The organism is Nocardia sp. NBC_00403 (assembly GCF_036046055.1).
Classification (GTDB): domain Bacteria; phylum Actinomycetota; class Actinomycetes; order Mycobacteriales; family Mycobacteriaceae; genus Nocardia.
Window position 1 is genome coordinate 138,087 of record NZ_CP107939.1, and the last position, 13,322, is coordinate 151,408.

General features: G+C 64.8%; 13 protein-coding genes. 3 read left to right on the forward strand and 10 right to left on the reverse strand.

Annotated features, from left to right (window positions below):
- Positions 1–9: 9 nt before the first annotated feature.
- Together OHQ90_RS00255 and fusA (OHQ90_RS00260) are read right to left on the reverse strand one after the other, a co-directional pair.
- Positions 10–819 carry an alpha/beta fold hydrolase gene (locus OHQ90_RS00255; protein WP_328406528.1) on the reverse strand — a complete coding sequence of 270 codons (810 nt, stop codon included), beginning with the start codon at positions 817–819 and terminating at the stop codon, positions 10–12.
- 140 nt (positions 820–959) lie between these two features.
- Positions 960–3,032, reverse strand: a complete 2,073-nt coding sequence (gene fusA, locus OHQ90_RS00260; RefSeq protein ID WP_328413445.1) for an elongation factor G — start codon at positions 3,030–3,032, stop codon at positions 960–962.
- A 389-nt stretch (positions 3,033–3,421) separates the two neighbouring features.
- Here fusA (OHQ90_RS00260) and OHQ90_RS00265 point away from each other — a divergent pair, with 389 nt between their 5' ends.
- Complete coding sequence (locus OHQ90_RS00265; protein ID WP_328406529.1) at positions 3,422–3,973, forward strand: hypothetical protein; 552 nt, start codon at positions 3,422–3,424, stop codon at positions 3,971–3,973.
- A 75-nt stretch (positions 3,974–4,048) separates the two neighbouring features.
- Here OHQ90_RS00265 and tuf read toward each other — a convergent pair whose 3' ends face one another.
- The 6 genes from tuf to OHQ90_RS00295 form a co-directional block, all read right to left on the reverse strand.
- Positions 4,049–5,239, reverse strand: a complete 1,191-nt coding sequence (gene tuf, locus OHQ90_RS00270; protein WP_328406530.1) for an elongation factor Tu — start codon at positions 5,237–5,239, stop codon at positions 4,049–4,051.
- A 114-nt stretch (positions 5,240–5,353) separates the two neighbouring features.
- Positions 5,354–7,456: an elongation factor G gene (gene fusA, locus OHQ90_RS00275; RefSeq protein ID WP_328406531.1), complete on the reverse strand. Its 2,103-nt coding sequence runs from the start codon at positions 7,454–7,456 to the stop codon at positions 5,354–5,356.
- A 138-nt stretch (positions 7,457–7,594) separates the two neighbouring features.
- On the reverse strand, positions 7,595–8,065 hold the full coding sequence (gene rpsG, locus OHQ90_RS00280; RefSeq protein WP_040739280.1) for a 30S ribosomal protein S7: 471 nt from the start codon (positions 8,063–8,065) through the stop codon (positions 7,595–7,597).
- A gap of 1 nt (position 8,066) precedes the next feature.
- Positions 8,067–8,441 (reverse strand): 30S ribosomal protein S12, encoded by a 375-nt coding sequence (gene rpsL, locus OHQ90_RS00285; RefSeq protein WP_019049359.1) that lies wholly within the window; start codon positions 8,439–8,441, stop codon positions 8,067–8,069.
- Positions 8,442–8,811: 370 nt separating this feature from the next.
- Complete coding sequence (locus tag OHQ90_RS00290) at positions 8,812–9,378, reverse strand: DUF3558 domain-containing protein (RefSeq protein WP_328406532.1); 567 nt, start codon at positions 9,376–9,378, stop codon at positions 8,812–8,814.
- A gap of 11 nt (positions 9,379–9,389) precedes the next feature.
- Entirely contained in the window at positions 9,390–9,917 is a 528-nt protein-coding gene (locus tag OHQ90_RS00295) for a DUF3558 domain-containing protein (protein ID WP_328406533.1), read from the reverse strand.
- A gap of 130 nt (positions 9,918–10,047) precedes the next feature.
- Here OHQ90_RS00295 and OHQ90_RS00300 point away from each other — a divergent pair, with 130 nt between their 5' ends.
- Positions 10,048–10,266, forward strand: a complete 219-nt coding sequence (locus tag OHQ90_RS00300; protein WP_328406534.1) for a hypothetical protein — start codon at positions 10,048–10,050, stop codon at positions 10,264–10,266.
- A gap of 12 nt (positions 10,267–10,278) precedes the next feature.
- Here the strand turns inward: OHQ90_RS00300 and hppD are convergent, their stop codons facing one another.
- On the reverse strand, positions 10,279–11,481 hold the full coding sequence (gene hppD, locus OHQ90_RS00305; RefSeq protein ID WP_328406535.1) for a 4-hydroxyphenylpyruvate dioxygenase: 1,203 nt from the start codon (positions 11,479–11,481) through the stop codon (positions 10,279–10,281).
- 148 nt (positions 11,482–11,629) lie between these two features.
- Between hppD and OHQ90_RS00310 the strand changes: the two genes are divergently transcribed.
- The gene (locus tag OHQ90_RS00310) at positions 11,630–12,154 is read left to right on the forward strand and encodes an Lrp/AsnC family transcriptional regulator (protein WP_328406536.1); all 525 of its coding nucleotides are present in this window, start codon (positions 11,630–11,632) and stop codon (positions 12,152–12,154) included.
- Positions 12,155–12,201: 47 nt separating this feature from the next.
- Here OHQ90_RS00310 and OHQ90_RS00315 read toward each other — a convergent pair whose 3' ends face one another.
- A complete protein-coding gene (locus OHQ90_RS00315; protein ID WP_328406537.1) occupies positions 12,202–13,311 on the reverse strand; it encodes a winged helix DNA-binding domain-containing protein in 1,110 nt (369 codons plus the stop codon).
- Between the last annotated feature and the right edge of the window lie 11 nt (positions 13,312–13,322).

Consider the following 13,322-nt stretch of genomic DNA (forward strand, 5'->3'; position numbering starts at 1 on the left):
GACCGCCGCTCAGGCCGCGTCGAGAAAGTCGGCGATATCGGGGGCGAAGCGTGGGTGCTTGATCGCACCCAGGTGGTCGGCGCCGGGGTAGATGATCAAGCGGGAATTCGGGATGCCATCGGCGGTGTGGCGGAATGTTGCCGTGCTGTAGGCGCTGTCGCGCTCGCCGCCGATCACCAGGGTCGGGGCCGTGATGTCGCCGAGGCGGCCGGAGAGGTCGAAGACGTCTTCTGCCAGCGCGAAGGCAAGGGTGTCCGCGGGATTCTTCGGGCGTGCCAACGGGTCGGCCAACCACATGGCCGCCGCGGCGAGACGTCCGAGGATCGGCGAGGAGGCGAAGATGGGAGCCATGTGGTGCAACGCGCGGTGGCCCTCGGCCGCCGCCACCGCGTAGCGCAGCTGGGATTCGCGCGCATGGTCCTCCAGTCGGTAACCCGAGGAGGCGATCACCAACCTACGCACCGCCGCGGGATGGTCCGCCGCCAATTGCAGCGCGAGCGAACCTCCCGAGGAAACCCCGAGCACGTCTACCGGACCACCGAATTCGGCACGCAGCGCCGCCGCGTGCTGGGCGGCGATATCGGCCATCGTCGTGCCTGCGGGCATGTCCGGCGCACGGTTCACCGCGTAGACCCGGTAGCGCCTCGCCAGTGGCGCGAGCGTGGTGATCTCCGAGTCACGCATCCACCCGCGTGGGTTGGCGTGATCGAGGGTGAACCACCGCAGAAACACCAGCGGCCGCCCGGAGCCGAGCGCCAGATAGGGCAGCTTGTGCTCGAGCGTGCCCTCGGTGACCTCCAGCTGCGCGTTCTTGGCCATACATCCTCCGAATCGTTGCGATCTCTCACTACGACAGTGCGTCGGATTACCGATGAAGTCCATGACCTCCGAGGTGATGTCGTCAATGACATGAGCCGCGAAACGGCGCCGCCCCGAATCGGGGCGGCGCCATCCGCGTACTACTCGCCGGTCGCCTTGGCGATGATCTCCTTCGACACGTTGGCCGGAACCTCCGCATACGAATCGAACACCATGGAGTAGTTCGCCCGGCCCTGGGTCTTCGACCGCAGATCACCGATATAACCGAACATCTCCGAGAGCGGAACCAGCGCCTTGACGACACGGGCACCACTGCGTTCCTCCATGGCCTGAATCTGGCCACGGCGGGAGTTCAGGTCGCCGATCACATCACCCATGTAGTCCTCCGGTGTCACGACCTCGACGGCCATGACGGGTTCGAGGAGCACCGGGCGAGCCTTACCGACCGCCTCTCGCACCGCCTGAGCAGCCGCGGTCCGGAAGGCGAAGTCGGAGGAATCCTTCTCGTGCACGGCACCATCGAGCAGCACCACCCGCATGTTCACCAACGGATAGCCCGCGAGCATCCCCGACTGCATGGCATCCTGCGCACCGGCATCGACCGACGGAATGAATTCCTTCGGCACTCGACCACCGGTCACCCGACTCTCGAACTCGTAGATCGCGCCGCCCGCGCCGACGAACGGCGCCACTGCGACGACGACCTTCGCGAACTGACCCTTGCCACCGGATTGCTTGCGGTGGGTGTGTTCGAGCCGAGCCACCGCGGTGGTGATCGTCTCGCGATAGGCCACCCGCGGCTTGCCGATGTTCGCCTCGACGTTGAACTCCCGCTTCATGCGGTCGATCAGGATGTCGAGGTGGAGCTCGCCCATGCCGCCGATGACGGTCTGGCCGGTCTCCTTATCCAGCGTCACCGAGAAGGTGGGGTCCTCCCTGGCCAGCTTCTGGATCGCGACACCGAGCCGCTCCTGATCCGAGGTGGTTTTCGGCTCGATCGAAACCTGGATGACCGGATCGGGGAATGTCATCGACTCCAGCACGAGCTGGTGGTCCGGATCGCACAGGGTGTCACCGGTGGTGACGTCCTTCAGCCCGATCACGGCGTAGATGTGTCCCGCAGCGGCCACGTCGACCGGTGTCTGCTTGTTCGAGTGCATCTGGAAAAGCCTGCCCAAACGCTCCTTTCGTCCCATGCGTGGATTGATCACCACCGCGCCCGCTCCGACCCGGCCGGAGTACACCCGGATGTAAGTGAGCTCGCCGAAGAACGGGTGCGCGGCAATCTTGAACGCCAGCGCCGCGAACGGCGCGTCCGCATCGGCAGCGCGGTGGATGATCTGTCCCTCGTTGCCCGGCGCATGACCATCGATGCCGCCGCCGTCGAGCGGTGCCGGCAAGTAGTCGACCACCGCGTCGAGCATCGGCTGCACGCCCTTGTTCTTGAACGCCGAACCGCAAAGCACCGGGTAGGCAAGGGAATTCACCGTCAGGTGACGGATCGCCCCCTTGATCTCCGCGACGGACAATTCCACACCGCCGAGATACTTCTCCAGCAGCGCCTCATCCGACTCGGCAACAGCCTCCACCAGCTCGGCGCGATAGCGCTCGGCACGCTCGCGAAGCTCGGCCGGAATCTCGACGACCTCGTACCGCTCACCGAGTTCCGTATCACCGCACCACATCTTGGCATTCATCTCGACCAGGTCGACAATGCCCTCGAAGGTGTCCTCCGCGCCGATCGGCAGCTGGATCACCAACGGCTCGGCGCCGAGACGGTCCCTGATGGCCTGCACGGTGAAGAAGAAATCCGCACCGAGCTTGTCCATCTTGTTCACGAAACAAATGCGCGGCAGCCGGTACTTGTCGGCCTGACGCCACACCTGCTCGGACTGCGGCTCGACGCCTTCCTTGCCGTCGAACACCGCGACCGCACCGTCGAGCACGCGCAGCGACCGCTCCACCTCCGCCGTGAAGTCGACGTGTCCCGGCGTATCGATGATGTTGAGCTGGTAGCCGTTCCAGAAGCAGGTGGTCGCCGCCGAGGCGATCGTTATTCCGTGCTCCTGCTCCTGCACCATCCGATCCATCGCCGAAGCGCCGTCGTGCACCTCGCCCAGCTTGTAGGTGACGCCGGTATAGAAAAGGATCCGTTCGGTGGTCGTAGTCTTACCGGCATCGATATGGGCCATGATGCCGATGTTCCGAACCATACTCAGATTGCCGAGCACGCCACGTGTCACGGTAATCCCCACTCCCTCAACTAGTTTCGTCAGAAAGACGCTCGCCTAGTTGGTGCGTTCCGGCAACGGCGCGAGCATCGTCCACGCGGCGCGGGCGGCACGCCGAAGGGGCTCTGCCGACAACTACCGCGAACGCGGACCCGAGGGAAACATGCCTCATATGTACCGCCCGCCCCCGCCCGCGTCCATCGAATATCCCGCCGGACAACCGATTGTCGAGATGATCTTCTCGGCGCTGGGGATAGCGCTGGGCGACAATCACGGACCGGAGGGGTCACGATGTTCGCCAAGCAAGATGCGGCCCATGATCCGGCCGCGGCAGTGACCCACGCGGCCACGGAATGTGAGGTCGACTCACGATGACGAACACCTTCGCCGAAGGCGCCGAATACACCATGCCGACACAGCGACTGCGGCGCAATCCGCCTTCGCCCGAGCGAGTTCCGATGTTCGGCAACGACATGCAGCTGCGTACCGCGCTCATTCCCGACCGGATCCGCGCCGCGCCGATCAATCACGATTACGAGTTGCTCGCCGTCCAGGACGCGCAGAACGCCGGATACCTCAGGGAGATCCAGGATCTGGCGGCCGAACTCGCGCGCGTCGCGGCCTTCGCCGCGGTCCGAGGTCATAATCAGACCGACCAGCTGCGCGTGCGGCAGCTGGAGTCCGCCCTGGATGCCGCGATTACGGATGCCGCGGCCGCGGGGATCGCCGCCTCGGACATTCAGCTCGCCGTCGAGCAGGGCCGGGCCGGCGCGTATTGGATCGACCGGCCCGCACACCGGTACCTCGGCCGGATCGCGCAACTGACCGACGAGATGGCGGGCAGGCTCAGCGAATTGGACGCCTCCCGACAGCGGATCGCCGAACTCGAGCACCGGCTGGCCCAGGCTCGCGATAACGCCTGACGGGCACGCATCCACGAAAACACAAACGGCGCCGCCCCTTTCGGGGCGACGCCGTTTGGTCAGCGAGTCAGAGAATCACTTGACGATCTTCGTGACGCGACCGGCGCCGACGGTGCGGCCACCCTCGCGGATCGCGAAGCGCAGACCCTCGTCCATGGCGACCGGCTGGATCAGCTTGACGGACATCTCGGTGTTGTCACCGGGCATGACCATCTCGGTGCCCTCGGGCAGGGTCACAACGCCCGTCACGTCAGTCGTACGGAAGTAGAACTGGGGACGGTAGTTGTTGAAGAACGGCGTGTGGCGGCCACCCTCGTCCTTGGACAGGATGTAGGCCTGGCCCTCGAACTCGGTGTGCGGGGTGGTGGTGCCCGGCTTCACGACGACCTGGCCACGCTCGACATCTTCACGCTTGATGCCACGAACCAGCAGACCGACGTTGTCGCCCGCCTGGCCGTTGTCGAGCAGCTTGCGGAACATCTCGATGCCCGTGATGGTGGTCTTGGTGACCTTCTCGCGGATGCCGACGATCTCGACTTCCTCGTTCACGTTGATGATGCCGCGCTCGATACGACCGGTGACGACGGTGCCACGACCGGTGATCGTGAAGACATCCTCGACCGGCATCAGGAACGGCTTGTCGGTCTCACGGACGGGAGTCGGGATCGACTCGTCGACCGCGTTCATCAGCTCGACGATCGACTCGGTCCACTTCGGGTCGCCCTCGAGCGCCTTCAGACCGGAAACACGCACGACCGGCGCTTCCTCGTCGAACTCCTGGGCGGCCAGCAGTTCGCGGACCTCCATCTCGACGAGCTCGAGGATTTCCTCGTCGTCGACCATGTCGGACTTGTTCAGCGCGACCAGGATGTAAGGAACACCGACCTGACGGGCGAGCAGCACGTGCTCGCGGGTCTGCGGCATCGGGCCGTCGGTGGCGGCGACCACCAGGATGGCGCCGTCCATCTGCGCCGCACCGGTGATCATGTTCTTGATGTAGTCAGCGTGACCCGGGGCGTCGACGTGCGCGTAGTGGCGCTTCTCGGTCTGGTACTCGACGTGGGAGATGTTGATCGTGATACCACGAGCCTTCTCCTCCGGCGCCTTGTCGATCTGATCGAACGCGAACGCGGCGTTCAGATCCGGGTACTTGTCAGCCAGCACCTTGGTGATCGCTGCAGTCAGCGTGGTCTTGCCGTGGTCGACGTGACCGATGGTGCCGATGTTGACGTGCGGCTTCGTCCGCTCGAACTTCGCCTTCGCCACTGTGGTGTCCTCCTGGACTTGTTGGTGCGTGCAGTTGCAGCAGTGCGGTTATTACTGGGGGGGTCGTACTGACTCCCGGCTGATGGGGCAAGCCGTGCGGCCTGCCCCGTCGGATTACTCGCCGGTCGCCTTGGCGATGATCTCCTTCGACACGTTGGCCGGAACCTCCGCATACGAATCGAACACCATGGAGTAGTTCGCCCGGCCCTGGGTCTTCGACCGCAGATCACCGATATAACCGAACATCTCCGAGAGCGGAACCAGCGCCTTGACGACACGGGCACCACTGCGTTCCTCCATGGCCTGAATCTGGCCACGGCGGGAGTTCAGGTCGCCGATCACATCACCCATGTAGTCCTCGGGCGTGATGACCTCGACCGCCATGAGCGGCTCGAGGATCACCGGACCGGCCTTACGGGCCGCTTCCTTCAGTGCCTGGGAGCCGGCGATCTTGAACGCCATTTCCGAGGAGTCGACGTCGTGGTATGCGCCGTCGAGCAGGATGACCTTCAGGTTCACCAGCGGGTAGCCCGCGAGCACACCGTACTGCATGGCATCCTGCGCACCGGCGTCCACCGAAGGGATGTACTCGCGCGGAACGCGACCACCGGAGACCTTGTTCTCGAACTCGTAGGTCGCGCCGTCCTCGCCGACGAACGGCTCGAGGGCGATGATGACCTTCGCGAACTGGCCGGAGCCACCCGTCTGCTTCTTGTGGGTGAACTCGAGCTTCTCGACCTTCTTGGTGATGGTCTCGCGGTAGGCCACCTGCGGCTTGCCGACGTTCGCCTCGACCTTGAACTCGCGACGCATACGGTCGACGAGGATGTCGAGGTGGAGCTCGCCCATGCCGCCGATGACGGTCTGGCCGGTCTCCTGGTCGAGCTTGACCGAGAAGGTCGGGTCCTCTTCCGAGAGACGCTGGATCGCGGTGCCCAGCTTCTCCTGGTCGGACTTGGTCTTCGGCTCGATGGAGACCTGGATGACCGGGTCCGGGAAGGTCATGGACTCGAGCACGATCTGGTTCTGCGGATCGCACAGGGTGTCACCGGTGGTGGTGTCCTTCAGGCCGATGACCGCGTAGATGTGGCCTGCCACGGCCTCGCCGACCGGGTTCTCCTTGTTGGAGTGCATCTGGAACAGCTTGCCCAGACGCTCCTTCTTGCCCTTGGTCGAGTTGATGACCTGGGCGCCGGAGTCGACCTTGCCCGAGTACACGCGCACGTAGGTCAGCTTGCCGAAGAAAGGGTGCACGGCGATCTTGAACGCCAGCGCCGAGAACGGCTCACTGCTGTTCGCGTCGCGGTGGATGATCTCCTCTTCCTTGCCCGGGACGTGGCCATCGGTGCCACCATCGTCCAGCGGGGTCGGCAAGTAGTCGATCACGGCGTCGAGCATGGGCTGAACGCCCTTGTTCTTGAACGCCGAACCACACAGCACCGGGTAGAGCTCGGAGTTGACGGTCATCTTGCGGATGGCGCCCTTGATCTCATCGATCGTGAGCTCATCGCCGCTGAAGTGCTTCTCGAGCAGCGCCTCGTCCGACTCCGCGACAGTCTCCAGCAGTTCCTGGCGGTAGATCTCCGCCTGGTCCGCGAGGTCGGCCGGGATCTCGACGACCTGGTACTCCTCGCCGAGCTTGGTCTCGCCCTTCCAGACCTTGGCGTTCATCTCGACCAGGTCGACGATGCCCTCGAAGGTGTCCTCAGCGCCGATCGGCAGCTGGATCACCAACGGCTTGGCACCGAGACGGTCCTTGATGGTCTGCACGGTGAAGTAGAAGTCCGCACCGAGCTTGTCCATCTTGTTGACGAAGCAGATACGCGGCACGTCGTACTTATCGGCCTGACGCCACACCTGCTCGGACTGCGGCTCGACGCCTTCCTTGCCGTCGAACACCGCGACGGCGCCGTCGAGCACGCGCAGCGACCGCTCCACCTCGACGGTGAAGTCGACGTGCCCGGGGGTGTCGATGATGTTGATCTGGTTGTCGTTCCAGAAGCACGTGGTAGCCGCGGAGGTGATGGTGATACCACGCTCCTGCTCCTGCTCCATCCAGTCCATGGTGGCCGCGCCATCGTGGACTTCACCGATCTTGTAGGTGATGCCGGTGTAGAAGAGGATGCGTTCAGTTGTGGTCGTCTTGCCCGCATCAATGTGGGCCATGATGCCGATGTTGCGGACCTTGTTCAGGTCGGTGAGCACGTCCTGTGCCACGGAAATCTTCCCCGCTCGTAGCTAGTTGGGATTTTCGGGGACGACCCTGTGGTCGTCACTATGTCAACGCCGGAAGCGGTGGGTAAGTACCGCATCCGGCTGTGCCTCCCGACCCAATAACGACGGGCCGGGCAGACGTCACCAGCGGTAGTGCGCGAAGGCCCGGTTGGACTCGGCCATCTTGTGGGTGTCCTCGCGACGCTTCACCGAAGCGCCGAGGCCGTTGCTGGCATCGAGCAGCTCATTGGCGAGACGCTCGACCATGGTCTTCTCACGGCGAGCCCGCGAGTAGTTGACCAGCCAGCGCAGCGCCAGGGTGTTGGAGCGGCCGGGACGAACCTCGACCGGCACCTGGTAGGTGGCGCCACCGACACGACGGGGCTTCACCTCGAGTGCGGGCTTGACGTTGTCCAGCGCGCGCTTGAGGGTGACGACCGGATCGGTGCCGGTCTTCTCGCGCGCCTGCTCCAGCGCGCCGTAGACGATGCGCTCGGCGGTGGACTTCTTGCCGTCCAGCAGGATCTTGTTGACCAGCTGAGTGACCAGCGGCGACCCGTAGACCGGGTCGTTGATCAGCGGACGCTTGGGTGCGGGGCCCTTGCGTGGCATATCAGCTCTTCTCCTTCTTGGCGCCGTAACGGCTGCGGGCCTGCTTGCGGTTCTTCACACCCTGGGTGTCGAGCGAGCCACGGATGATCTTGTAGCGGACACCGGGGAGGTCCTTCACACGACCGCCACGCACGAGCACCATCGAGTGCTCCTGCAGGTTGTGGCCCTCGCCCGGGATGTAGGCCGTGACCTCGACCGCGCTGGTCAGGCGAACACGCGCGACCTTACGCAGCGCGGAGTTCGGCTTCTTCGGGGTCGTGGTGTACACGCGAGTGCACACGCCACGGCGCTGCGGGCTCCCCTTGAGGGCCGCGGTCTTGGTCTTGGAGACCTTGTCGCGACGACCCTTGCGGACCAGCTGGTTGATGGTTGGCATAGACCGGCTTTCCTTAATTAGTTAACGCGGTGTCTGGAACTTCATGTCGGTGTTCAGTTGGCGGCGTTCTCGGCGCCCTCCGTGGTCACGCAAGCTACCGCCTCCGGGCCCGTCGTTCACGCCGCTGTCATCGAGCTTTCACCCGCACGCCCAGCCGCGTTTCTCGCGTCCCGAGGTCGGGCGTGTCGCGCGCGAAGCAAGACCGGTTTTCCGGGCACGCCGGGAAGGTCAGCCGCTTTCGCTGGCTTACGTCCACGCACGAACTTGCCCGCATGCTTCCGGGCACAGCGATCCACGATACTCGTGGTCGCGACACAGGGTCAAAGTGGGGTGGGTAACCACCACGACCGGCAGTTCGATTCCAGCGTACCTACCTCGCGAGATTCAGGGTCAATTCGACGAGTTTCTGCGCACCGACGCACGGATCGGGATGTCCGGAGCCGGGACGGTAATTGATCCACCAGCCGATCACGCCGGTGTCGGCCGCGCTGGCGCTGACCCCGCAGGAGTCGGGATCGTTGGGGCGATGCGTCTGCAGCGCCCGCTGGCCCTGCACGGTGATGTTGTTGGTGAGGTAGCCGAGTTTGTCGTTGTTGGTCTTCTCGTTGTTCAGCGAGCCGACCTCATACCAGTTCAGGGTCACCATGGCGGTGCCGCCGGGCGCATTGTCCACGTCCCACATGCACACCGCACCGTAGAACGACGCCCCGGCGTATGCGCCCTCGCCCACCGCCTTGCCGATCTGGTCCATCGAGACGACATCGCACTCGCGCAACAGCTTGTCGAAGTTCGTGTTGACCGACGATCCGGTGCCCGACCCCGCGGGATGCGCGGACCCTGGCACCGTGCGCCCGCAGCCGGCGACCGAAACGGCGATGCCGAGCACGGCCAGCGCGGCGATCAGGCCGCGGGTCGTCGAACGGGCACGAAGATTCATGGCGAACTCCCTCACTGCAGCCGCTGCACGGTCAACTCGGCGAGCTTGTGCATCCGGTCGCATGGATTGCCGGTCGCCGCGAAGAGACCGAACGACATCGACCACTCGAAGAAATCGTCGTCGAGCTGCACGGCGAGATCACACACCGCGCTGTTGGTCTCCAGCGCCTGAAATCCGACGCGGCCACCGACCTCGATCTTCTCCACACCACGCCCTTGGGTGGTCACCCACGCCCGTTCCCGATCGATGGGGCTGCCCCGATACGCGGCGAAAGTGACGCTGGTCGAACCCTGCCCAGCGGATTGCCAATTGCAGCCGACCGAGTTCTTGAACACCCGCGAGAGCTGCGCCAAACCCGCGATTTCGCGGACCTCGTCGTCGGTGACATGACCGCACTCACCGGCGAACGGACCCAGAGTGGCGACCTTCGGCGGCGGACGCAGCGGCGTGTTCGACGAATCGGAGTCGCCGCCCGAACCGCATGCCGACAGTGCCAACGCCAAGGTCGCACCGATGACGATTGCCGACGGAATCCGCATGCCGTGAACTCTACCCATCGGCACCTGACACGGCCGGATACGACTGCGGGGCCGCGGCGGGTTCCGCGGCGCGGCCACGCTCGCTATGATGAAAACGCTTCACTACGTGAGCAATTGGGAGGGGAAACCAATGCTGAAGAAATTGGCCGTTGCTGTCTTGATCATTGCGGGGCTGTGGGGCGGCCTCGCGGGAACAGCCTCTGCGGGAGGCAACTTCCTCGGCCGCTACTACTGGCTGAGCGACTGCCTCGATCACGCGAATTGGTATCACAACAATGGGAATCCGCATGCTCGTTGCCAGCCGATCGTGATCAATGGCAAAGAGGTCTACGACCTCTTGGCGTCCTGACTCGGCGGCACGTCAAAGGTTGCCTCTGGCTTCCTGTTCGCGTTCGATCGCCTGGAACAGAGCCTTGAAGTTGCCCTTGCCGAAGCCGAGCGAACCGTGTCGCTCGATCAGTTCGAAGAAGACGGTCGGGCGATCGGTGAGCGGCTTGCAGAAGATCTGCAGCAGGTAGCCGTCTTCGTCCCGGTCTACCAGGATGCCGCGCCGCTGCAACTGGTCGACCGGCACCCGGACGTGGCCGATGCGGGCGCGCAATTCTGGGTCGGAATAGTAGGTGTCCGGCGTTTCCAGGAATTCGACGCCCTCACGGCGCAGCGTGTCGACGCAGGTGAGGATGTCGCTGGTGGCCAGGGCGATGTGCTGCACGCCGGGCCCGCGGTAGAACTCGAGATATTCGTCGATCTGCGAACGCTTCTTGCCCACCGCGGGCTCGTTCAGCGGGAACTTCACCCGGTGATTGCCGTTGGCGACGACCTTGCTCATCAACGCGGAGTACTCGGTGGCGATGTCGTCACCGACGAATTCGGCCATATTCGTGAAACCCATGACGCGGCGGTAGAACCCGACCCACTCGTCCATCATGCCGAGCTCGACGTTGCCGACGACATGGTCGATCGCCTGGAACAGCCGGACCGGCGTGCCCGCGCGCGGTCGATAGATGGAGCGGCGGGCGATATAGCCGGGCAGATAAGGCCCGTAATACTTGGAACGGTCGACCAGCGTATGCCGTGTCTCGCCGTAGGTGGCGATGGCCGCCGAGCGGACCGTGCCGAATTCGTCTGTCTCGTCGTGCGGTTCGACCAGAATCGTCGCGCCGTGGGTGCGCGCCCAGTCGATGCAGCGGTCCACGTCCGGAACCTCGAGTGCGATATCGGTGATGCCGTCGCCGTGCCGGTCGTGATGGCCGACCAGCGGGCTGTCCGGATCGACCGCACCGGTGATCACGAACCGCGCGCCGCCGCTGCGCAGCACGAACGCCTTGTGGTCACGATTGCCGGTCTCCGGTCCCGCGTAGGCCTCCAGCCGCATGCCGAAGGCGGACTCCAGGAAGTGCGCGGTCTGCGTCGCGTTGCCGACCACCCAGACCAGGGCGTCCCAACCGATGACGGGGAACGGATCGACGCTGTCGTCGTGCTCGACCAGTCCGACGAGCCTGCGCAGCTCACCGTCGGTGGGTAGGGCCGTCGGCCGGGAATTCGGCAGGTTCTCGATCGTCATGATCCAAGGAAATCGCCACCTATGCCGGTAGGCAATAGCGGTGGATTCCGATAGACACTCTGGCGAATTCGGCTAGCAAGACCCACAAGATGCTGGACAATTTGAATAGCATCACCGAGCACAGCCCGCGCCACGAACGGAGGCCGACATGTCGCACACGCCGGCAAAACTCGACGAACTCGATCTCGCCATCCTGGCCGCGATGCACGAGTATCAGAAGGCGGGAGTCCTCGAACTGTCGCGCCGCACCAAGGTTGCACGGGCGACCGTACAATCCAGGATCGGCCGCATGGAGGAATCCGGGGTCATCGCCTCCTACGACCCGCAAATCGACGTCACCGCTGCGGGTTTCGATGTCCAGGCCTTCGTCACGCTGGAGATCGCGCAGGGTGCGCTCGATACCGTCGCCGCCGAGCTCGACGCGATTCCCGGCGTGCTCGAGGCCTATGCGACCACCGGATCCGGCGATGTGCTGTGCCGGATCGGCGCCGACTCGCACGCCGGCCTGCAATCGGTGTTGCTGAGCATCGATCGGACCACCGCGGTGGTGCGCTCACACAGCGTCATCGTGTTGTCGACGGTGATCCAGCGCCGCACACTGCCGCTGCTGCGCACCCTGACCCCCACCGGAACCACCAAGGCCCCCGCCTACCGCGACGCCTACGGGCGATAGCCGACCGCGCACGGCCTGCCGAGTCGCGTGCCTCCGGACAGCGCCGATCAGGGGCGCAGGTCGGCAGCTACCTCGAGGATTTCGACGCGCGGCTGTTTATCTGCCTCCAGGAACGCGAGCAGCGCATGCGATTCGGCCTCGACAGCCCGACTCTCCGCCGCCGACCACTTCCTGGTCGGGGTGATGCGCAGGCGGGCGACACCCTTCTCCGGGAAGATCTTGTAGAACCCGGAAAGGTAGCCGTCGAGCAGCACCGGCGAAACCGCGGCGGCAAACGCGCGCAACGGCACCGGCTGGCTGTCGGGCGCGATCCTGCTCCGATCCTGATGCGAAAGAATCGCATTGTCGTACCAGCCGAGCAGGCGCACCGGGGCGGGCAGCTCGGCGTCGGCCAGTACACCGTCGGCGACGTCGTAGAGGGTGCGGCCGCGCTCGTCGGTGTAGGTGCGCAACCTGTCGCCCAGCTGCTCGACCGCTTTCTTCATGCCGGTCAGCTTCGACCAGGTCTGCATGTCCATGGTGCTGGCGGGACCGAAAGCACGCAGGTACCGGAAAACCAACTCCGCCAACGGATATGTCGGATCCAGTGGCGCGCCGAGCCACGGCTCGACCCGGGACCAGACCGGCCTGCTGTTGTCCTTCCACTTTCCACGCGGCGGAGTCTGCAGCACCGGCAGCTGATAGAGCCAGGTCTGCACGACCGCGCCCGCGTCCCGATCGGGCCACAGCTCGGCCGCGTGTGCGCGCATATCCGCCGCCGACATCGGCTCGTTCCCGAGCACCTGCTCGCCACGCGCGCGGACTTCCGCGGGATCGAGTCCGACCATCGCGCCGTAGTTGAACCCCTTACGGAACGGGATCTTTTCGAGCTCGGGCTGCACGTGTGGTGCGATACGCAAGGCATCCGGCGGCGTGACCAGGTGAATCGTGCCGCGCATCAACGTGATGCGAACCAGCGCGCGATCCTCGAGTCCCGCCGACACCGTCGCCGGATCGAAATCCGCTGTGCGGCTCCACAATCCGACGAACGGCGGCGTCGAGTCCTGGGCCTGCAGCCCGACGAGATGATCGCACATCTCGGGCACGCTCAGCGACGAGCGCTCCAGCAGATGCTGGCGGGCGAGCAGGGTCCGGTTCAATACCCGACTGGACAGCATCGTGCCGCGAT

What these genes read in the sequence shown, in the direction of transcription:
- OHQ90_RS00290 (WP_328406532.1), bottom strand. Translation starts at nt 9,378, where the DNA reads ATGAATCTTCGTGCCCGTTCGACGACCCGCGGCCTGATCGCCGCGCTG.
- hppD (WP_328406535.1), bottom strand. Translation starts at nt 11,481, where the DNA reads ATGACGATCGAGAACCTGCCGAATTCCCGGCCGACGGCCCTACCCACC.
- rpsL (WP_019049359.1), bottom strand. Translation starts at nt 8,441, where the DNA reads ATGCCAACCATCAACCAGCTGGTCCGCAAGGGTCGTCGCGACAAGGTC.
- OHQ90_RS00300 (WP_328406534.1), top strand. Translation starts at nt 10,048, where the DNA reads ATGCTGAAGAAATTGGCCGTTGCTGTCTTGATCATTGCGGGGCTGTGG.
- OHQ90_RS00315 (WP_328406537.1), bottom strand. Translation starts at nt 13,311, where the DNA reads ATGCTGTCCAGTCGGGTATTGAACCGGACCCTGCTCGCCCGCCAGCAT.
- OHQ90_RS00310 (WP_328406536.1), top strand. Translation starts at nt 11,630, where the DNA reads ATGTCGCACACGCCGGCAAAACTCGACGAACTCGATCTCGCCATCCTG.
- OHQ90_RS00255 (WP_328406528.1), bottom strand. Translation starts at nt 819, where the DNA reads ATGGCCAAGAACGCGCAGCTGGAGGTCACCGAGGGCACGCTCGAGCAC.
- OHQ90_RS00295 (WP_328406533.1), bottom strand. Translation starts at nt 9,917, where the DNA reads ATGCGGATTCCGTCGGCAATCGTCATCGGTGCGACCTTGGCGTTGGCA.
- OHQ90_RS00265 (WP_328406529.1), top strand. Translation starts at nt 3,422, where the DNA reads ATGACGAACACCTTCGCCGAAGGCGCCGAATACACCATGCCGACACAG.
- fusA (WP_328413445.1), bottom strand. Translation starts at nt 3,032, where the DNA reads ATGGTTCGGAACATCGGCATCATGGCCCATATCGATGCCGGTAAGACT.
- rpsG (WP_040739280.1), bottom strand. Translation starts at nt 8,065, where the DNA reads ATGCCACGCAAGGGCCCCGCACCCAAGCGTCCGCTGATCAACGACCCG.